This window comes from Bacteroides sp. AF32-8BH (genome assembly GCF_003435205.1).
GTDB lineage: Bacteria > Bacteroidota > Bacteroidia > Bacteroidales > Bacteroidaceae > Bacteroides > Bacteroides ovatus.
Window position 1 is genome coordinate 90,696 of the sequence record NZ_QVLZ01000023.1, and the last position, 20,018, is coordinate 110,713.

Here is a 20,018-nt window from a genome sequence, read left to right on the forward strand (position 1 = left end):
ATAACATGAACGAAAAAATAAATAATGAACAAAATGAAAAGAATAACAATCATAATCTTCGTATCTCTTTTTATCCTGCTAAAAGGGTATTCTCAAAAAATAGAAATATATGAGGAAGCGGGAATTAAGTATGCAGCCATTAAATCGAAAGAGCTATCGGCAAACAGGGTGGAAAATAGAAGTGAGAACCCTGATTTTTATAAAACTATTCAATTATTTGAGTACACCCAAGACGGCATGAATACTAATCCCATTCAAGTTGACGGTAAAAATGTTTTTGTAAAACGGATTACACGACATTCTGGTAGTGAAAATGATTCAAAAATAAAGACTGTCTGGAAAGTATCAGAATACTTTATCATTTCTCCAGATATTGTATATAGCGATGGAAATGATGGTGATGGACACAATAAGGGAGAGGCAACAATGAAGTGGGCTACAGCAAACGGTTATCTCGCTACAGCAAACACAAATGATTTCACAACGGATGCGCAATGTATCGTGGAAAGAATGGAAAAGACGAACCTGGAACATGGCGGGTACCTACATTACGGGAAGGAAGCTTGATTATGATTTTTTATAAGGGATTAGAAGCAACCGGAAGCAAAGGGACCGATTTCCAGCCATTTGACGTTTCGTCAAATGATAGTAAGGGGACAGCTTATTGGTTGGCAACAGAAAATAATAGCAGCGGGACGGCATGGTCTATAAAATTTTATCCTACAACTGTGAAATATACATCAGGTCTTATTTCTAAGGGTAATGCTCTTTATCTCCGCTGTATTCGAGATATTCCATTAAAATGAATCGAGACAAAATCATTGCCTGTAACTTATTATCATACAAAATGAAAACGATAAAAGCCGAAATATTAATGATTGAAGGAGCGCCGTTTCCTGTCATCAAAGAAATATATGATCCTTCAAATGAAAGGCGTAATGGGAACATTACACCGGAAGCTCCCATTGTTATCACCGGACAGAACCTGGATATGCTGACATGGGAAAGTACCAATCTATATCTTGTCTCTTCCGTCAATGACAGAATGTTGATAGAATGTGAAGATATCCATAAATATTCAGACGATAAGATTTATATGACAGTTCCTGATATTAATGAAGGTGAATATTTCCTGGCACTGATGATTTTGATGAAAGATAAGGAAAGTTTTTTATACATCTTTCCCATATCTTTGGTGGTACAGTTTGCTCAATCGAAATGGCACGACTGACATCCGTATGATAAAAATAACGGCAAACAACATAATTGATAAATAGCAGTCCATGGAAAAGAACCAGCCATATAAGCAGGATAAAGTATTCGATAATATATTGGAAACAGAAGAGTTTAACGTCTATACTAAAATTGACGATTTACCTCTTGATGAAAATCCTATGTATCTTGAAGAAGGGATAAATGGGATATGCACGGGAGGAAGTGCGTTATTCAATGTTTTTGGTAACAAACGACGGATTGTTTCCAATGATCTGGTAGTCATTTTCCCTTTTCAGCTGGCTTCTGTCACGGAGATTAGCAGTGACTTTTCAATGACGTTTCTAAAAGTACCCAAAAGCCTGTTTATGGATACAATAAGCGGGATATGTATACCTACGCTTGATTTCTTTTTCTATATGCGGAAAAATTTCAGTACTCCGCTATACGATGAAGAGTGCCAACGTTTCATTCACTTTTGCAATATTTTGATTTTTCGTATCAACTTGCCCCGCAACTTATTCAGACGGGAGTCTATCATGCAGTTATTACGTGTTTTCTACTGGGATATATATGTGTCTTATAAAAGAAATCCGAAAGCTGCCGAATTAGTAAAATACACCCGTAAGGAAAAACTTTTATTCGACTTTTTTTGTTTGGTGATCGAATTTCATACCGTAAGTCGGGATGTTGCGTTTTATGCGAAAAAGATGTGTGTGTCCGCCAAGCATCTTACAATGGTAATTACAGATATGAGCGGTCGTTCGGCAAAAGACTGGATTATAGATTACTCCCTTCTTGAAATAAAGGCTCTTTTACGGGATTCTGACCTTGAAATAAAAGAAGTGGCCTCACGCACGAACTTCCAGTCGAACTCTGTTATGACAAGATTCTTTCGTGAACATACCGGTATGACTCCGTCTGAATACAGGGAGAGAATTTACGTTAAAAATGAATTTGAGTTATAATTAGTTGAGTTATATATGAAATACCGCCTGTGAAGGTCGTCTATTGTTTGTTTTGTTTGTGTGGTGCACCTTCTTCCGAGAGTAGGAAAGGAGGTGCACCTTTTTTTATAGCTAAAAAAAGAATAGATTAAAATGTGGAATAAATAGCTTAAAATGCTATATTTGCAAAATAGTCGCATTTTTAATATATTGGAGTATGATTTTAGAGTTTAAATTTAGAAATTTCAGATCAGCTAAGGATTGGCAGATATTAAGTTTTGAAGCCTCTGCAGATAAGGTTTCAGAAGAATATTACTGTACCACTATCAACGATACGAAAGTATTAAAACTCGGTATCCTCTATGGAGCTAATGCTTCAGGAAAGACTAACGTGTTGCTAGCACTTGACTTCATACGAAAAATAGCCATTTCTCCTAAGATAAACAAGATGCAACCTATCGGGTTTACTCCGTTTCTCTTGGATGATACGACAAAGAAAGAATGTGGAGTATTTGAATTGACTTTTTTTGTAAACAATATGAAGCATCTCTATTATCTTGAAGTAGATAATAGTGCTGTCCTAAAAGAAACACTTAAATATTATCCCGGTAAGCAACCAGCCGAAATTTTCTCCCGAGAGACCATTAATGGAATCACTCATATCCGATTAGGAAGCAAAGTCAAACTCAATGTGGCCGAGCAGGAAAAGTTGCAGGTAAATACGCTTAGTAATATGAGTGTTGTTTCAGCTTATGCTACAGCTAACTTTATGTTTCCTGAATTAGAACGTGTCTATAACTATTTCTTGAAGCAGTGGTTGCCTATACTCTTGCCCCAAACGGATTTGAAAACATGGACAACAGGAGAAATGGAAGCAGAGAAGGAGAATAAATCCTTTTTATTAGATTTACTGCACCGTGCAGATTTTAATATATCCGGTTTTGATGTTCAACAAAATGAGAAAAATAAAAAAGATACGGATTTGATATTTGAACATACGATTGTAGCCAATGGAACATCTTCTGTTCATTACCTGCCTGATATACTTGAATCAGCAGGAACAATGCGCTATTATGGTTTGGGAACTATTCTGAATATATTGCTTGAAAGAAATGCTATCATACCTGTTGATGAACTTGAGAATTCGCTGCATCCGGATTTATTTGCCCATTTCATCAACTTATTTTTGGTTAATTCGACTTATTCGCAGCTGATTTTCAGTACGCATAATCTTCAATCATTAGACACCGAGGATTTACGTAAAGATGTAGTCTGGTTTACAGAAAAAAAGGATGATGGTTCAACAGACCTGTTTTCACTTGATGACTTCAATATCCGCAATGGCGTTTCGTTTCTCAATGCATATAATGCAGGGAAATTTGGCGCCAAACCAACGCTGGGCGGTATTTTTATTTCTAAAAAACGATAAGTATGGCACGCGAAAAAAGAATAAAAGAAATTCGGAAATCTTATGCGATTATCGGTGAAGGAATCACAGAGTTTTTCTATTTTGATGGATTTCGTAATGTTGAAAAAGACTTATTGAAGAAGTTCAATGTTACCCTAAAACCTGATAAACCCAAACATCCTGACTACAGTGATATCATAACGAAAGCTCAATCGCTATTAGCGAAAGAGTTTGATGTCGTTTTTTGCTTGATTGATATGGATTATATCAATGCTGATAATGTACGTAAACAAGCCTATGATAAAGAGAAGTCATCATGCATCAAGGCATACAAAAATGAGATTTATTTCATAGAGAGTAATCCTGCCTTTGAATTTTGGCTATTATTACACTTTGTCTTTACCGACCGGCAGTTTCGTAACTGTAACGAAGTAATTACAGAGTTGAAAAAGAATGGTCGTCTTGAAAAGTACGAAAAAAGCATTGAGTATTTTTCAAAGAACAACTTATATCTCCAACTCAAAGAAAAGCTAGAATCTGCCATAAATCATGCACGTAGCATCTCCATTGATATAAACAATCCGCACACTTCATATTCAAGGGTATTTGAAGTGTTTGAAGAACTATTACAGAAGAGATAGATAAACTATCGTTTTAATTCTATCTGACAAATTAAATAGCTTAATTTAATTTGAGTCAGGAAAATACAGTGAGTACAAAACAGAATGTTTTTCGTCTTATCTATAAGTAAAAATATAGACTGGAATGAAAAGCCGACTGAAACAACGAATATTTGCACTTTCTCTATTAGCATGGACAGCCGTATGCCCTGCCGATGCACAGCAAACACGCTCGCTTCGCGATCAATTCTTAAGTCCTTCCGATGAAGCAAAACCCTGGACCTTTTGGTATTGGATGTATGGTGCCGTGTCTAAAGAAGGCATTACAGCCGATTTGGAGGCAATGAAACATGCCGGATTGGGAGGTACTTACCTGATGCCGATTAAAGGTATTCATGAAGGTGCCCAGTACAATGGCAAAGCGCAGCAGCTAACTCCCGAATGGTGGGAGATGGTGCGTTTCAGCATGGAAGAAGCAGATCGTTTGGGGCTGAAATTGGGAATGCACATTTGTGATGGTTTTGCATTGGCGGGAGGTCCCTGGATTACTCCCGAAGAATCTATGCAGAAAGTGGTTTGGAGCGATACGATTGTAAACGGAGGAAAGTTGATGGCTATTCGCTTGCCACAACCGGAAGCCTATGAAAATTATTATGAAGATATTGCATTATTCGCTTTGCCGGTAGAAGACGCAGCGGACGAGATGCAGGCAAAAATTACCTGTGTCAATCTAGCCACGACAGGAAACGTAAAAGCTGCTCAAACAGTGAATATGGACGCGGCGGGAGTGATCCGTTCATCCTATCCATGCTATATCCAGTATGAATACGAACAACCTTTCACTTGCCGGAACATCGAAATCGTTTTAAATGGTAATAATTATCAGGCACACCGCTTGAAAGTAATGGCCAGTGACGACGGAGTGAATTATCGTTTGGTTAAGCAGTTGGTCCCTGCCCGTCAGGGATGGCAGAATACGGATGAGAACTCAACTCATAGTATTCCTCCGACTACTGCCCGTTTCTTCCGTTTCTACTGGACTCCTGAAGGAAGCGAACCGGGAAGTGAAGATATGGATGCTGCCAAATGGAAGCCCAATCTGAAAATAAAAGAATTACGCCTGCACCGGGAAGCCCGTCTGAACCAATGGGAAGGAAAAGCCGGACTGGTATGGCGTGTTGCTCAAGCGACTAAAGAAGAGGAAGTCGGGAAACAGGATTGCTATTCACTTTCACAAGTCATCAATCTAACAAAGCAATATACCGGTCATTCGAATGGAAAAACATTGACCGCCACTCTCCCCAAAGGAAAATGGAAATTACTTCGCATGGGACATACAGCTACCGGGCATACCAATGCGACAGCGGGAGGTGGAAAAGGATTGGAATGTGATAAGTTTAACCCGAAAACGGTACGGAAGCAATTCGATAACTGGTTTGCGCAGGCATTTACAAAGACTAATCCCGAAATAGCTCGTCGCGTACTGAAATATATGCATGTCGACAGTTGGGAATGTGGCAGCCAAAACTGGAATAAACGTTTCGCTATTGAATTTCAGAAACGTCGTGGCTACGATTTGATGCCTTATCTACCTCTATTGGCAGGTATTCCGATGGAAAGTGTCGAACAAAGTGAAAAGATTCTGCGAGACGTACGTACTACCATATCAGAACTCGTCGTAGATGTGTTCTATCAGGTATTGGCGGACTGTGCGAAAGAATATGATTGCCAGTTCTCGGCAGAATGTGTAGCTCCGACGATGGTAAGCGATGGTCTACTACATTATCAAAAAGTAGATCTTCCGATGGGTGAATTTTGGTTGAACAGTCCCACACATGACAAACCGAATGATATGCTCGACGCTATTAGCGGAGCACATATCTACGGAAAGAATATAATTCAGGCTGAAGGATTCACCGAAGTGCGTGGCACGTGGGATGAATCCCCCGGAATGTTGAAAGCCTTGTTGGATCGTAATTACGCATTAGGAATCAACCGCCTTTTCTACCATGTATATGTACATAATCCCTGGCTGGACCGCAAGCCCGGCATGACATTGGATGGCATCGGACTTTTCTTCCAACGGGATCAGACCTGGTGGGATAAAGGGGCAAAAGCCTTTTCCGAATATGCTACCCGTTGTCAGTCGTTATTGCAATATGGGCATCCGGTAACAGACATCGCAGTCTTTACAGGTGAAGAAGTGCCGAGGCGTTCGATATTACCGGAACGATTGGTTCCCTCTCTGCCGGGAATCTTCGGTGCGGAACGAGTGGAAAGTGAACGCATCCGTCTGGCCAATGAGGGACAGCCTTTACGTGTACGCCCGATAGGTGTTACTCATTCAGCCAACATGGCTGATCCGGAGAAATGGGTGAATCCGCTTCGTGGATATGCATACGATAGTTTTAATAAAGATGCAATCCTTCGTTTGGCGAAAGCCGAAAACGGACGAATAACGTTGCCGGGTGGAGCAAGTTATAAAGTGTTGGTACTGCCTCTTTCGCGTCCTATGAATCCCGAACCTGTATTGTCATCGGAAGTGCAGAAGAAAATCAATGAATTAAAAGAAGCTGGCATTTTGGTTCCTTCTTTACCATATACAGAAGAAGATTTTTCCGTGTATGGTCTGGAACGTGACATGATTGTGCCAGAAGATATTGCCTGGACGCATCGTTGTGGCGAACTTGGCGAACTCTATTTCGTAGCCAACCAAAAGAACGAAACACGCACGTTTACTGCAAGTATGCGTATTAACGGTAAGAAACCGGAATGTTGGAATCCGGTGACGGGTGAGATGAATATTCATCCTTCTTATCGTATCAACGGAAACCGGACGGAAGTTACTCTCACATTGGCTCCTAACGAGTCCGTATTCATCGTATATCCTGCGGAGGGAGTAGATGAAGGCTATGGAGAGTCCTCTCTCCAACTGCAAAAGGAGAAAAAAGACACCGCCAAAGCCTCTTTAAACATAGCTTTGGAGGCAAAGGAATATACTATAACTTTTGCAGCTAACAAAAAAACGCTCACACGAAAAGAACTTTTCGACTGGAGCCAAGAATCGGACGAACAGATACGTTATTATTCGGGGACAGCGACCTATAAAACCACTTTTCGCTGGAAAAATAAACCGAATAAAGACCAACAGATTTATCTGAATCTGGGAACAGTTTATAATTTGGCAACTGTTCGTGTGAATGGCGTAGATTGTGGCACAATCTGGACAGCTCCTTATCGTGCAGATATTACAGGTGCCTTGAAAAAAGGAATTAATGAGCTTGAAATAGAGGTTACAAATACATGGGCGAATGCACTGACAGGAGCTGATGAAGGAAAAGCGCCGTTTGATGGCATTTGGACTAATGCAAAATATCGCAGGGCAGAAAAAACGTTACTTCCGGCAGGATTACTCGGACCTTTGAGTTTTTCTACCACAGAATAAAATAAACACATGGCGAGAAGACAAATTTGAGCGAAGCGTAGCGAATGGCACTGAAACAGTGTTCGTTACGCTTCGTTTTTGTGTGGTAAGGAAGCAACTGAAAGCCACTTTGAAGCCAAATGCGGCAGGAGTTCAGTTACCACCCCATTACTACCGTAACGGATGAAAGTTTTCGGTTAAACGCTTCTATTTCTGCGATTTGCGCAGGTTTGCATATCTGTTGGTAACTCACTGTAACTTAATTTTGTAACCAAAAAAAGTGTGAGTTATGCGAAGTACATTCAAAGTCTTATTCTACGTGAAGAAAGGCAGCGCAAAGCCCAACGGCAACCTGCCCCTGATGTGCCGTCTTACAGTAGACGGCGAGATTAAACAGTTCAGCTGCAAGCTGGACGTTCCCCCACGCTTGTGGGACGTGAAAAACAGCCGTGCCTCGGGCAAGAGCGTCGAGGCGCAGCGAATCAACCGTACCGTCGATAAAATCCGTGTGGACGTGAACCGCCGCTATCAGGAGCTTATGCAGACGGACGGGTATGTAACCGCCGCCAAGCTCAAAGACACCTATCTCGGTATCGGTGTCAAGCAGGAGACCTTGTTGAAGCTGTTTGAGCAGCACAACGCCGAGTTCGCCAAGAAAGTGGGGCACAGCAGGGCGCAGGGAACATACCAACGTTATGCGACCGTCTGCAAGCACATTCGGGAGTTCCTGCCTCATACCTACAAGCGTGAGGATATTCCTCTCAAGGAATTGAACCTCTCTTTCATCAACGATTTCGAGTATTTCCTACGCACGGAGAAGAAATGCCGTACCAATACCGTGTGGGGCTACATGATTGTGCTGAAACATATCATCTCGATAGCGAGGAATGACGGGCGGTTGCCGTTCAACCCCTTTGCCGGGTATATCAACTCTCCCGAAAGCGTGGATAGGGGCTACCTTACCCAAGCGGAGATACAGACGCTTATAGATACACCGATGAAGAACGGGCAGCATGAACTCGTAAGGGACTTGTTCGTCTTTTCGGTGTTCACGGGGCTGGCGTACTCCGATGTGAGGAACCTCACCGCCGACTGCCTGCAAACCTTCTTCGACGGTAATCTATGGATTATTACCCGGCGGAAGAAGACGAACACGGAATCGAACATCCGTCTGTTGGACGTTCCGCAAAGGATAATAGAGAAATACAAGGGAATGACACGGGACGGTCATGTTTTCCCCATGCCGAGCAATACCACCTGCAACAAGATACTAAAAGAGATAGGCAGGCAGTGCGGTTTCAAGGTGCGCTTGACCTATCATGTTGCGAGGCATACGAACGCCACGACCGTGCTTTTATCCAACGGTGTACCCATTGAAACCGTGAGCCGACTGTTGGGGCACACGAACATCAAGACCACGCAGATATACGCCAAAATCACCGCCCAAAAGATAAGCCGGGACATGGAAGCCTTGTCGCACAAGTTGGAGGATATGGAGAAGAACATCTGCCGTGCCATTTAATAACGACCTTAAAAGCGAATACCGATGAAAGAAAAAAGAAATACCATCACGATGGACGAACACGGCAATATCATCATGCCGACCGATACAGCCAATGTGTGGATGTCCGAGCCGGAACTTGTCGGGCTGTTCGGGGTAATTGCCCCGACAGTCCGTGCAGGAATCAGAGCTGTTTACAAAAGCGGAGTTCTGAAAGAGTACGACACGAAGCGTTGTCTGCGTTTGGAGAACGGTTACGGGCTGGACGTTTACAGTTTTGAAATGCTTGTCGCACTCGCATTCCGTATCGTCTCATGCGGTGCGGAGAGGCTGCGCAATGCCTTGTTAAAGAGGATGTACCGGCAAAAAGAGAAAATATGTCTGTTCCTGCCATCATTCGGGGGTGCGTATTGCTGTTAGTACGTACCCATACACGAAACATGTGCGACTGTTTCCGTCGGAAGATACACCGTTATTCTGATGAAATGATGAATACATATAGTAAATATATGATTATAAGATATATATGTGTTCATCAAATTCTCATCAACGGATATTTGTCGATGAACGGAAAGTATGCCTTACCGTGTCGTTTCTCTTTTGGCGAGTATTCTGATGAGAAGTTGATGAGCATACATACCGCTAATATACAGATGTTTATATGCCGTTTCATCAAATTATCGGATTTTCATCCGTCATCAACCCGGCTGGGAAATGGGATAGGGAGAGTTCCCATTTGCTGCAACTGGAGCAGCCATTTCCGTTTTCAGAGGCAAAGGTAGCATGGGGCTTTACGTCGGCTTCAAGGTCAGGCGGCTGCGCCGTCATGGGAACAATCTCCACCCTCATGCTTCGGGTAGTATTCTTCCCATGAACCTTGCATCCGACAGCCCCACGCAAAAGAGCCTCCGTAAACGGAAACGACCGCCCCGGCAACCGACGACGAAAGGAAAAAACAACAAGGGGAGTTTGTGACGGCTGCAATGCTGACGGACTACCGACACTCTGTTCACATTGTCATGTATGCAAAGTTGGTAAACAAGGCGGGCAAAGCAAAGCAGGCAGGGACGGACGGCGCACGGGTATTTACAGACAGGAAATACCGTAGCTTATTAGGGAATTTTCCGAGCCGCATTGCAGGCAACGCTGAAAATTCCCCAATAAGGCAAGGGGAAAGCCCCTCTGCACACCCCATCGGGAACGGCTTTTTGCCGTCCCCGAAGATACGAAGAATCATTGTTTCATAAGCTAAAAAAGAAAGGAATTTTATATGGGATTTGTAGTCTTACACATGGAAAAGGCGCACGGTTCCGACAGCGGAACGACCGCCCACATCGAGCGTTCAATCATACCGAGGAACGCCGACCCCACACGCACACACCTCAATCGGAAACTCATCGAGTATCCCGACGGTGTGAAAGACCGTTCGGCGGCTATCCAAAGGAGGCTGGAAGAAGCCGGGCTGACACGCAAAGTCGGCAGCAACCAAGTCAGGGCAATCCGCATCAACGTGTCGGCAACGCCCGAGGACATGGAGCGCATCCAACGGGAGGGACGGCTGGACGAGTGGTGCGCTGACAACTTGAAATACTTCGCCGACACGTTCGGAAAAGAGAACATCGTGGCGGCTCACCTGCACATGGACGAGAAAACGCCACACATGCACGTCACGCTCGTCCCGATAGTCAAGGGGGAGCGCAAGCGCAGGAAACGGGAGGAGCAGGCGAAGAAACGCTACCGCAAGAAACCTGCCGACAGCGTGAGGCTGTGTGCAGATGACATCATGAGCCGTCTGAAACTGAAATCCTATCAGGACAGCTATGCCGCAGCGATGGTAAAATACGGGCTGCAAAGGGGAATTGACGGTTCGGAAGCGAGGCACGTTTCCACGCAGCAGTACTACCGTGACATAAAGCGTCAGACAGAGGAACTGAAAGCGGAGGTGATGGATTTGCAGGAGCGGAAAGATACGGCACGAGAGGAACTTGCACGGGCGAAAAAGGAGATACAGACCGAGCGGTTGAAAGGGGCGGCGACGACCGCAGCCGCCAACATCGCCGAGAGTGTCGGCTCTCTTTTCGGGAGTAACAAGGTCAAGACACTGGAGAGGGAGAACACAGCTCTACAAAACCGCATCATTGAACTTGAAGAAGAAGCCCGACAACGGGAACGACAACAAGCCAAACAGATGCAGGAAATGAAAAGCACATACGACCAACAGAATAGTAAGCTGTCCGAGTTCGTGAACTTTGTCAAATGCTATTTCCCATACGTGGAGAAGTTGATGCCGACAATAAAGTTCCTGCGTGACACTCTGCACTTTGGCGATATCGTCATTAGAAAACTATGCACGTTCAAGGATGTTTCCATTAAAGGTGAACTATATTCCCGTGAGTTTAACCGGCATTTCAAAACAGACAATGCAGTTTGTTCTCTCAAACAGAACACGGAGGGAAAATTTGAACTCAACATAGACGGTATTTCGCACGTCAGTTGGTTCAGACGCAAGAAAGACGAGTTTATGGAAGCGTTGGGAATGCCTACAAAGAAACAAAATAGGAGTATTAAGCTGTAAATCATAACAAATCCGTGATAGTTGAAGTTACATCACGGATTTTTTTGTACTTTTGTACCGTGATTGAGGCAACTCTTTCCAAGACATAAGAAAAAAGAAGAAGCGTTATGCTTATCTTGTACTTGAAAACGTAGGAAATTTTCAAATTGGATACAAGGATAGCATAGTGGTTCTCACGCTATAGCGTGGGCTGCTATTGTTACATCCGTATCCAAGGTTTCCTACGACCTTCAAGTAAGAGTGTGGCATACAGTTCCACGCTTCGTGATTTAACCCATCCTTTGTGGAAGCTGGAGGATAAATGTGTAGTGTATGAACGCAATTAAAAATTGGCTATTAGTTATTTGCACCATTCTATTAGCAAATGGGTGTGCACCACTTCGAACACCTGTAATAGTAAGGAATGCTCCTATTGAAATGTATAAATACGCATACATTTCTCCGACAAAGGAATTGACATCAAGCACAGGAGGTACATATGGAGGTCAATATGGTATCTATGGCTCTTCGACAACCAAAAGTGTTAATCCGAGTGATGTGATAGCAGGAATATTGATAAAACAGGGGTATATTATATTGCCTGAACTCAAATCCGAATTAGCGAATGAAACCTTAATCGTCAATTATGGCGAGAGTGGTAGGCGTAACAGAGGTTTAGGCTATACAATAGAAGTAACCATACAATTTAGTTCTGCAAAAACCAATGAAATGATATGTTCTTGCACAGCAGAGGGACAAGGAGAAACAGAAGCTGATGATATTCGCCAAGCTATCAGACGAGCATTGTCAAGTTTATTCCCTGAAAAATAAAATCAATTAATAACCAATAATACAATAGATTATGAAGAAGTTTATAGCATTGTTTGCATTGATGGTTATTACGTTGGCATCATATGCTCAAGTTTATAAAATGTATAATACGCGAAACTATCATAACCAGCTTCGTTTAAATACGATGACAGGTGAAGTACAGCAAATTCAGGATGATGGTCAGTCTTGGATTGTTTGCAGTGCAAGAGAAATATCAGGGGATAAGGAAAGTAGGTTTCGTCTTTATGAAACACAAAATATGTGGACTTTCATAATGCTTGATACATATACAGGTAAAAATTGGCAAGTTCAATTTAGTGTAAAAGGTGAAGATTATATGTTTGCTGCCCCAATCAATATCCTCTCTCTTGCATATCCAGAAACAACTTCAAATTGGACTAATAGGTTTCAGATGTTTGCCACCCAAAACATGTGGACTTTCATACTGTTAGATTCGTATAATGGACGACTATGGCAAGTCCAATATAGTACACAAGATTTAGATAATCTATTTTGCATACCTATAAACAAGTACGAATTAGTATCTGATAACGAAAATTGTATATTCTCTATTCAACCATTGACAAGCATGTATCAATACTATCTCATAAATGATAGAACAGGTGACATATGGAAATTCCAATGGAGTACCAAGGGGGATGATTATAGGTGGATTGAAAAATTTAAATAGTTATCATCCTCTGATATGCAGTTGGTTTTACTTATAGTTGTGGTTTCTCTTGTTGCTATTTCTGTTATTGCAATAGTCACAATACGAATACGCCTAAAAAACAAGTCCAAGGAACTTTCAGAAAAGTTAAACCACATATCTTCTTATAGTAATAAATCCAATTATGAGCAAGCAAAAGAGAGATTGTCGGCATTAAATAACGAAACATTTATTGATATTCCGACCGACCTTAATAATGTTTTTTCATGTAAGATAATCTCTGCAACGCAAGAAAAGGATTTCACAAATCATTATATACCATATTTTCAAGAGGCGCATTCATTAGTCAAGAGACTTGAAGCCTTCAATATCACTCCATCTGTAGCAATCTCAAACCTAATTCGTGACTTTGGAAATATCAATAAGATTGTCGAGCAACATAATGATGCGGTTATAAATTCTTTACTTAATACACATAAAGAATTTTTCGACCATTGTTTGAAATATCCATTGGATAAGCAGCAAAGACGCTCAATCGTTTCAGAAGAAGATAATTGCTTGGTTGTTAGTAGCGCAGGTAGTGGAAAGACCTCTTCTATTGTTGGAAAAGTCAAGTATCTAACAGAAATAAAAGGCATTGTACCTCATAGAATCTTACTCATTAGTTACACGAACAAAGCAGCAGCCGAACTTACGGAAAGAATGGCTACTGATGGCTTGAAAGGTTATACATTTCACAAATTAGCCATTGATATTATCGGAAAAGCGACAGGTACAAAGCCATCTATTTGCGATAATACAGATTCTTTGTTTATAGATATTTATCACACTCTATTAGAGAATAAGGCTTTTAAGAATAGCGTAGTAGAATATTTCATTGATTACCAATCTAATGAAGCGGATTGGGAACAGCGCAAGAATGAAAGGCGAGAAAAGTTGTCGGAACAAAAAAACGTGCAGCTAAAAGCGATGTTTCCCGATATGGATGGTCGGGCTATATATGTGAGAAGTGAACAGGAGCAAAAGATATGCTTTGTCTTATCATCACTTGGAGTAAAATTCAGATATGAAGAGCCATACGAACATCAATTAGCAGATGAAATGCATTCTCAATATCGCCCCGATTTCTCAATATATTTTGAGCAAGCAGGAGTAATCAAACGCATCTATTTGGAACATTTTGGAGTTGATGAACATAGTCTTGTGCCCGCTTGGTTTGCAAAAGACAAAAATATAACATACGAAGAAGCCAATCAAAAATATAATGATGGTATAACTTGGAAGAAAGCAGCTCATGAGAAATTTGGCACTCAACTTTTAGTAACATCAAGTGCAGATTTCCATTACTCTGATATAAGGGGGAAACTCCGAAAATTATTAGATGACGCAGGTGTACCAATTCAAGAGAAAACAGATGAAGAATTATATGATTTGGTTTTACCAAAAGGTAGTAAGCAAGAAAAGGCATTTATACGACTTGCTGTTACTTTCGTGACATTAGTAAAATCAAGTTGTAAATCAGTTAAAGAAGTTCTGAAACAAGCAAAGAATGCAGATGATGAGCGAAGTGTTTTTATTATCAAGAATATATTTCAACCTGTATATGAGCGCTATATAAGTGCATTAAGCGATAGTAATCAAATTGATTTTACCGATGCGATTCTTCAAGCCACGGAAATATGTCGTACTTCGCACCTTGTCGAGTATGACTATATCATTGTGGACGAGTTTCAAGATATATCAGTTGACCGCTACAATTTCTTGAAAGTATTACGAGACGGAAATCCACCTGCAAAGTTGTATTGCGTGGGTGATGATTGGCAATCCATATATCGTTTTTCGGGAAGTGATATGGCTCTTTTTAATCAATTCCCCGAATACTTTGGAGCAACGGAGATAAACAAAATTGAAACTACGTACAGATTTGGAGAACCTTTGGTTTCGTTGTCCTCTCACTTCATACAGCGCAATAAAGCCCAAATACAAAAAGATATACACTCGTTCAGTTCTGAAATGAAAACAGAGTTGGAGTTCTATTCTTACGATAGGCGAGATTATTGCAATACGATAGGACAACTTGTGGCATCTATTCCATCAGATAAATCTATATTTTTGTTGGGGCGTTATTCATTTGATGATTATTACCTTTCTTTTATGTATCAATCCATTAAAGAGGGTAATAGGTTCTTTTACGTAATAGGAGAACGAAAAATCGAGTTTTTGACCGTACATAAATCAAAAGGTCTTGAAGCCGATTATGTAATACTTTTGCAATGTAATAAAGATACGTATGGCTTCCCTTCTCTTGTGAGTGATGACCCTGTGCTTAAATATGTACTCACTAAAAGTGACCAATTTCCATATGGAGAAGAGCGTAGATTGTTTTATGTGGCAATAACAAGGGCAAAGATGAAAACCCTTGTGCTATATGACAAGCGTTTCCCTTCTGTATTTGTAGATGAGTTCTTACATCCCGAAAGGGTTTCAGAAGAAAACTACGTAAAGCACCCTAATGCCAATAAAAGATGGACAAGAGGAGCAGACCAATTTTTATTGAAATTGCATGATGAGGGTAAAAGTGTGAAATATATAGCAGCCAAAATTGGCAGAAGCCAAACTTCAATCGTAATGAGATTAAACAAACTTACCCAATAGTCGGTATTTTATTTATTCTTCAATATTGCATGTATTGGATATTTCCTTACCTTTGCATCAGAAACGAGTTATTTGACAGCATAGCACCGCAAAACGCTGAAAATCGCACGGTTGCCAATTCGTTACTATTATTTCTCAAATGCTCCGTTAAATGTTTATTTCTCAAATGGTTGTGCCAAACCGTTGAAAATCTAAAATAGATTTTTAAGACACGGATTACGCGGATTACACGGTTTATGAGAATCGTATTACATAAAGTAACAGCGCAATCCATATAATCCGTGCCCAATTCATTATAATATAGCTAAAGTATGAAAAGTTCAATTATTAAAACAGGTACAATGTTGGCAGGTTTTCTGCTTGCTGCCTGCCTGTCAACACACGCAGAAGTAAAGCTACCGGCTATTTTTTCTGATGGCATGGTGATGCAGCAACAGACCAATGCAAACCTTTGGGGGACGGCGACTCCTCATAAAAAAGTAACAGTGACCACTAGTTGGAATGGAAAACAATATGCAGCAACAGCAGATAAAAATGGGGCATGGAAACTGACAGTAGCTACTCCCGAAGCGGGAGGTCCTTATACTGTGACCTTTGATGATGGAACCAAAAAGACACTGAATAATATTCTGATAGGCGAACTTTGGCTTTGTTCCGGACAAAGTAATATGGAAATGCCGATGAAAGGCTTCAAAAACCAACCGGTAGAAAATGCCAATATGGACATTCTTCACAGCAAGAATCCGCAAATCCGTCTGTTTACGGTGAAACGTACTTCTACATTCACTCCGCAGAATGACGTTATCGGTTCCTGGAAAGAAGCCAATCCGGTTAGTGTCCGTGATTTCAGTGCAACAGCCTATTATTTCGGGAGACTGGTAAATGAAATATTAGATGTTCCGGTCGGATTAGTTGTAGCAGCCTGGGGTGGTTCCGCCTGTGAAGCATGGATGACGGCAGACTGGCTGAAAGCCTTTCCGGAAGCGAAGATACCTCAAACGGAAACCGACATAAAATCTAAAAACCGTACTCCGACCGTGCTTTATAATGGTATGTTGCATCCATTAATCGGTATGACCATGAAAGGAGTGATTTGGTATCAGGGTGAAGATAACTGGAATCGTGCCCATACGTATGCTGATATGTTTACCCGATTGATTAATGGTTGGCGTGCCGAATGGAAACAGGGAGATTTTCCTTTCTATTATTGCCAGATAGCTCCGTATGATTACGGGATTATTACCGAAAAAGGAAAGGAAGTGATAAATTCGGCATATCTCCGGGAGGCACAGGCAAAAGTAGAACATCGTGTAGCTAACAGCGGTATGGCTGTATTACTGGATGCAGGAATGGAAAAAGGTATTCATCCCGCAAAGAAACAGGTTGCAGGTGAACGCCTGGCACTTCTGGCTTTAACTAAAACGTATGGAGTGGAAGGCGTGAATGGCGAAAGTCCTTATTATAAAAGCATTGAAATAAAGAACGACACCGTAGTTGTCAGCTTCGAACGTGCCAATATGTGGATCAGCGGCAAGAACTGTTTCGAATCGAAAAACTTTCAGGTAGCCGGCGAAGATAAAGTTTTTTACCCGGCCAAAGCATGGATAGAACGTAGTAAGATGCTGGTGAAAAGCGATAAAGTGCCGCACCCGGTAGCTGTTCGATATTGTTTTGAAAACTATGTGGAAGGAGATGTATATTGCGACGGATTGCCTTTAGGGTCTTTTCGTTCAGATGATTGGTAATCGCAAATAGACAAGGTAAAATATGAAAAATATATGAAGAGATTTTATCTGATTATAACCATACTGTTTGTTGGCGTGTCGGCTCTTTGGAGTCAGCATGCCAATGTCATTTGGAATACTCCCAGTCGTAATTCTTCTGAATCTATGCCCTGTGGCGGTGGAGATATTGGGATGAATATATGGGTAGAAGACGGTGATGTAATGTTCTATATGAGCCGTAGCGGTACATTCGACGAAAACAACTGCCAGTTAAAACAAGGGCGTGTACGTCTCCGCCTGTCGCCCAATCCTTTCAAAGACGCTAAAGATTTTCGTCAGGAGTTGAAGCTGAAAGACGGATATGTAGAAATCGCGGCAGGAAACACACAGATACAATTTTGGGTAGATGTTTTTCATTCGATTATACATGTAGAGGTAACAAATGCACAACCGTTGCAGACTGAAGTCTTTTATGAAAATTGGCGCTATCAGGAACGACCTGTCAGAAAAGGAGAGGGGCAACAGTGTTCCTACAAATGGGCTCCCCCGAAAGGTACTGTGACGGAGGCCGACTGTGTTTCCGTAAATACAAATCAACTTCTGTTCTATCATCGCAATCCCGAACAGACCGTTTTTGATGTAGTTGTAGCTCAACAAGGAATGAACGAAGTCAAATCTCAAATGATGAATCCTTTGAAAAACCTGACTTTCGGAGGAACTCTTTTGGGTGAAAACTTAGAATTTGCAGGCACTGCGGATGATGTATATGCCGGCACAGACTATCGTGCCTGGAAGTTTCGTTCTTCCAAAGCAGCCCGGAAAGAACATATCTGTATTGTGTTACATACAGACCAGACAGAAACAATAGAAGAATGGGAGCAGGGACTACAAACTGCTTTACAAAGAATAGTCCCCAAAGGCAAAGTTTCATCGAAAACTATCATACAGGATAAAAAACAGACACGTTCGTGGTGGAATTCCTTTTGGCAACGCAGTTTTATCGAAGCAGAAGGGGAAGCAAAAGAAATAACTAGAAACTACACCCTTTTCCGCTATATGCTGGGATGTAATGCTTATGGCAGCGTACCGACTAAATTCAATGGCGGACTATTTACCTTTGATCCTTGCCATGTCGATGAAAAACAATCTTTTACTCCCGACTACCGGAAATGGGGAGGTGGCACAATGACTGCACAGAATCAACGTTTAGTATACTGGCCGATGCTGAAAAGCGGAGACTTTGATATGATGCCTTCCCAGTTTGATTTTTATAACCGCATGTTGAAGAATGCAGAACTCCGGAGCCGTGTATACTGGCAACATAATGGAGCCTGCTTTAGCGAGCAGATCGAAAATTTCGGTTTGCCGAACCCCGCAGAATATGGTTTCAAACGACCGGACTGGTTCGACAAAGGATTGGAATATAATGCCTGGCTGGAATATGAATGGGATACGGTTCTTGAATTCTGCCAAATGATATTGGAAACAAAGAACTATGCAAATGCTGATATTACCCCTTATTTACCTCTGATCGAAAGTTCGCTGACATTCTTCGACGAACATTACCGGCAACTAGCTTCCCGCCGAGGACGGAAAGCGTTGGATGGCAACGGACATCTGATTCTTTTCCCGGGTTCTGCTTGTGAAACATATAAAATGACCAATAACGCAAGCAGCACCATCGCCGCCTTGAAAGTGGTATTAGAAACATACGGAAAGAAAAAAGAGATGCTAAAGACAATCCCTCCGATTCCATTGCGGTACATAGAAATAAAAGATACGTTGAATCCGACTATTGCTCCGGTCTTGAAGCAAACAATTTCGCCCGCCGTAAGTTGGGAACGAATTAATAATGTTGAAACGCCACAACTTTATCCAGTGTTTCCATGGCGTATTTATGGAGTAGGAAAGGAGGATCTGGATATAGCCCGTAATACCTACTTTTATGACCCGGATGCCATCAAGTTCCGTTCGCATACCGGATGGAAACAAGATAATATATGGGCTGCCTGTTTAGGCCTGACCGAAGAAGCAAAGAAACTATCTTTAGCCAAATTATCGAATGGACCGCATCGTTTCCCCGCATTTTGGGGACCGGGATATGATTGGACACCCGATCACAACTGGGGAGGTAGCGGCATGATAGGACTTCAGGAAATGCTATTGCAAACCAATGGAGAACAAATACTCCTTTTCCCGGCATGGCCGAAAGAATGGAACGTACATTTCAAACTTCATGCTCCGGGCGAAACAACAGTAGAAGCCACTCTCAAAAACGGAAAAGTGACGGACTTGAAAGTTTTACCGGAAAGTAGAAAAAAGGATATTGTTATAATGATTGAAAAGGAAAAATGATAATTTTGCGGGGTGCCCTGAAAGGGCTTAATTATATAGCGTAGGGCAACGCCCTACGTAAAAACGACAATCTGAATTTGCGCCCTGAAAGGGCATAATTGTATACGGTTCCGCCCT

At 41.7% G+C, this 20,018-nt stretch carries 17 protein-coding genes; 15 read left to right on the plus strand and 2 right to left on the minus strand.

What is annotated here, in order from left to right; all coding sequences use genetic code 11:
* Positions 1-33: 33 nt before the first annotated feature.
* The 9 genes from DWZ47_RS17000 to DWZ47_RS17035 all read left to right on the plus strand — a co-directional run bounded on the left by DWZ47_RS17000 (position 34) and on the right by DWZ47_RS17035 (position 9,532).
* Complete coding sequence (locus tag DWZ47_RS17000) at positions 34-567, plus strand: hypothetical protein (protein ID WP_233525065.1); 534 nt, start codon at positions 34-36, stop codon at positions 565-567.
* 2 nt (positions 568-569) lie between these two features.
* A complete protein-coding gene (locus DWZ47_RS31035) occupies positions 570-806 on the plus strand; it encodes a hypothetical protein (RefSeq protein WP_233525066.1) in 237 nt (78 codons plus the stop codon).
* Positions 807-847: 41 nt separating this feature from the next.
* Positions 848-1,231 (plus strand): DUF4469 domain-containing protein, encoded by a 384-nt coding sequence (locus DWZ47_RS17005; protein WP_117513906.1) that lies wholly within the window; start codon positions 848-850, stop codon positions 1,229-1,231.
* 52 nt (positions 1,232-1,283) lie between these two features.
* Positions 1,284-2,180, plus strand: a complete 897-nt coding sequence (locus DWZ47_RS17010) for an AraC family transcriptional regulator (protein WP_117513908.1) — start codon at positions 1,284-1,286, stop codon at positions 2,178-2,180.
* A 196-nt stretch (positions 2,181-2,376) separates the two neighbouring features.
* Entirely contained in the window at positions 2,377-3,588 is a 1,212-nt protein-coding gene (locus tag DWZ47_RS17015) for an AAA family ATPase (RefSeq protein WP_004325956.1), read from the plus strand.
* Positions 3,589-3,590: 2 nt separating this feature from the next.
* Positions 3,591-4,208: an RloB family protein gene (locus DWZ47_RS17020; RefSeq protein WP_117513910.1), complete on the plus strand. Its 618-nt coding sequence runs from the start codon at positions 3,591-3,593 to the stop codon at positions 4,206-4,208.
* 124 nt (positions 4,209-4,332) lie between these two features.
* Positions 4,333-7,632, plus strand: coding sequence for a glycosyl hydrolase (locus tag DWZ47_RS17025; RefSeq protein WP_117513912.1), 3,300 nt, complete (start codon positions 4,333-4,335; stop codon positions 7,630-7,632).
* Positions 7,633-7,900: 268 nt separating this feature from the next.
* On the plus strand, positions 7,901-9,133 hold the full coding sequence (locus tag DWZ47_RS17030) for a site-specific integrase (RefSeq protein WP_004307706.1): 1,233 nt from the start codon (positions 7,901-7,903) through the stop codon (positions 9,131-9,133).
* 24 nt (positions 9,134-9,157) lie between these two features.
* Positions 9,158-9,532: a hypothetical protein gene (locus tag DWZ47_RS17035; protein ID WP_004307705.1), complete on the plus strand. Its 375-nt coding sequence runs from the start codon at positions 9,158-9,160 to the stop codon at positions 9,530-9,532.
* 252 nt (positions 9,533-9,784) lie between these two features.
* Here the strand turns inward: DWZ47_RS17035 and DWZ47_RS30350 are convergent, their stop codons facing one another.
* Complete coding sequence (locus tag DWZ47_RS30350) at positions 9,785-10,096, minus strand: hypothetical protein (RefSeq protein WP_128857356.1); 312 nt, start codon at positions 10,094-10,096, stop codon at positions 9,785-9,787.
* A 25-nt stretch (positions 10,097-10,121) separates the two neighbouring features.
* Positions 10,122-10,349 carry a hypothetical protein gene (locus DWZ47_RS30355; RefSeq protein ID WP_147330786.1) on the minus strand — a complete coding sequence of 76 codons (228 nt, stop codon included), beginning with the start codon at positions 10,347-10,349 and terminating at the stop codon, positions 10,122-10,124.
* Positions 10,350-10,382: 33 nt separating this feature from the next.
* On the opposite strand from DWZ47_RS30355, the gene mobV reads away from it, so the two are divergent.
* The 6 genes from mobV (at position 10,383) to DWZ47_RS17070 (ending at position 19,901) form a co-directional block, all read left to right on the plus strand.
* On the plus strand, positions 10,383-11,687 hold the full coding sequence (gene mobV, locus DWZ47_RS17045; RefSeq protein WP_004307704.1) for a MobV family relaxase: 1,305 nt from the start codon (positions 10,383-10,385) through the stop codon (positions 11,685-11,687).
* A 312-nt stretch (positions 11,688-11,999) separates the two neighbouring features.
* Complete coding sequence (locus DWZ47_RS17050; protein ID WP_013611433.1) at positions 12,000-12,497, plus strand: hypothetical protein; 498 nt, start codon at positions 12,000-12,002, stop codon at positions 12,495-12,497.
* Positions 12,498-12,528: 31 nt separating this feature from the next.
* A complete protein-coding gene (locus tag DWZ47_RS17055; protein WP_117513914.1) occupies positions 12,529-13,188 on the plus strand; it encodes a hypothetical protein in 660 nt (219 codons plus the stop codon).
* A gap of 15 nt (positions 13,189-13,203) precedes the next feature.
* Positions 13,204-15,822: a UvrD-helicase domain-containing protein gene (locus DWZ47_RS17060; protein WP_117513916.1), complete on the plus strand. Its 2,619-nt coding sequence runs from the start codon at positions 13,204-13,206 to the stop codon at positions 15,820-15,822.
* 311 nt (positions 15,823-16,133) lie between these two features.
* Positions 16,134-17,567 (plus strand): sialate O-acetylesterase, encoded by a 1,434-nt coding sequence (locus DWZ47_RS17065; RefSeq protein ID WP_117513917.1) that lies wholly within the window; start codon positions 16,134-16,136, stop codon positions 17,565-17,567.
* Positions 17,568-17,600: 33 nt separating this feature from the next.
* Positions 17,601-19,901 carry a DUF5703 domain-containing protein gene (locus tag DWZ47_RS17070; RefSeq protein WP_117513919.1) on the plus strand — a complete coding sequence of 767 codons (2,301 nt, stop codon included), beginning with the start codon at positions 17,601-17,603 and terminating at the stop codon, positions 19,899-19,901.
* Positions 19,902-20,018: the final 117 nt, after the last annotated feature.

Bases quoted from the DNA above. Each gene is read 5' to 3' on its own strand.
- DWZ47_RS17000 (WP_233525065.1), top strand. From the start codon at position 34: ATGAAAAGAATAACAATCATAATCTTCGTATCTCTTTTTATCCTGCTA.
- DWZ47_RS31035 (WP_233525066.1), top strand. From the start codon at position 570: ATGATTTTTTATAAGGGATTAGAAGCAACCGGAAGCAAAGGGACCGAT.
- DWZ47_RS17005 (WP_117513906.1), top strand. From the start codon at position 848: ATGAAAACGATAAAAGCCGAAATATTAATGATTGAAGGAGCGCCGTTT.
- DWZ47_RS17010 (WP_117513908.1), top strand. From the start codon at position 1,284: ATGGAAAAGAACCAGCCATATAAGCAGGATAAAGTATTCGATAATATA.
- DWZ47_RS17015 (WP_004325956.1), top strand. From the start codon at position 2,377: ATGATTTTAGAGTTTAAATTTAGAAATTTCAGATCAGCTAAGGATTGG.
- DWZ47_RS17020 (WP_117513910.1), top strand. From the start codon at position 3,591: ATGGCACGCGAAAAAAGAATAAAAGAAATTCGGAAATCTTATGCGATT.
- DWZ47_RS17025 (WP_117513912.1), top strand. From the start codon at position 4,333: ATGAAAAGCCGACTGAAACAACGAATATTTGCACTTTCTCTATTAGCA.
- DWZ47_RS17030 (WP_004307706.1), top strand. From the start codon at position 7,901: ATGCGAAGTACATTCAAAGTCTTATTCTACGTGAAGAAAGGCAGCGCA.
- DWZ47_RS17035 (WP_004307705.1), top strand. From the start codon at position 9,158: ATGAAAGAAAAAAGAAATACCATCACGATGGACGAACACGGCAATATC.
- DWZ47_RS30355 (WP_147330786.1), bottom strand. From the start codon at position 10,349: ATGATTCTTCGTATCTTCGGGGACGGCAAAAAGCCGTTCCCGATGGGG.
- mobV (WP_004307704.1), top strand. From the start codon at position 10,383: ATGGGATTTGTAGTCTTACACATGGAAAAGGCGCACGGTTCCGACAGC.
- DWZ47_RS17050 (WP_013611433.1), top strand. From the start codon at position 12,000: ATGAACGCAATTAAAAATTGGCTATTAGTTATTTGCACCATTCTATTA.
- DWZ47_RS17055 (WP_117513914.1), top strand. From the start codon at position 12,529: ATGAAGAAGTTTATAGCATTGTTTGCATTGATGGTTATTACGTTGGCA.
- DWZ47_RS17060 (WP_117513916.1), top strand. From the start codon at position 13,204: ATGCAGTTGGTTTTACTTATAGTTGTGGTTTCTCTTGTTGCTATTTCT.
- DWZ47_RS17065 (WP_117513917.1), top strand. From the start codon at position 16,134: ATGAAAAGTTCAATTATTAAAACAGGTACAATGTTGGCAGGTTTTCTG.
- DWZ47_RS17070 (WP_117513919.1), top strand. From the start codon at position 17,601: ATGAAGAGATTTTATCTGATTATAACCATACTGTTTGTTGGCGTGTCG.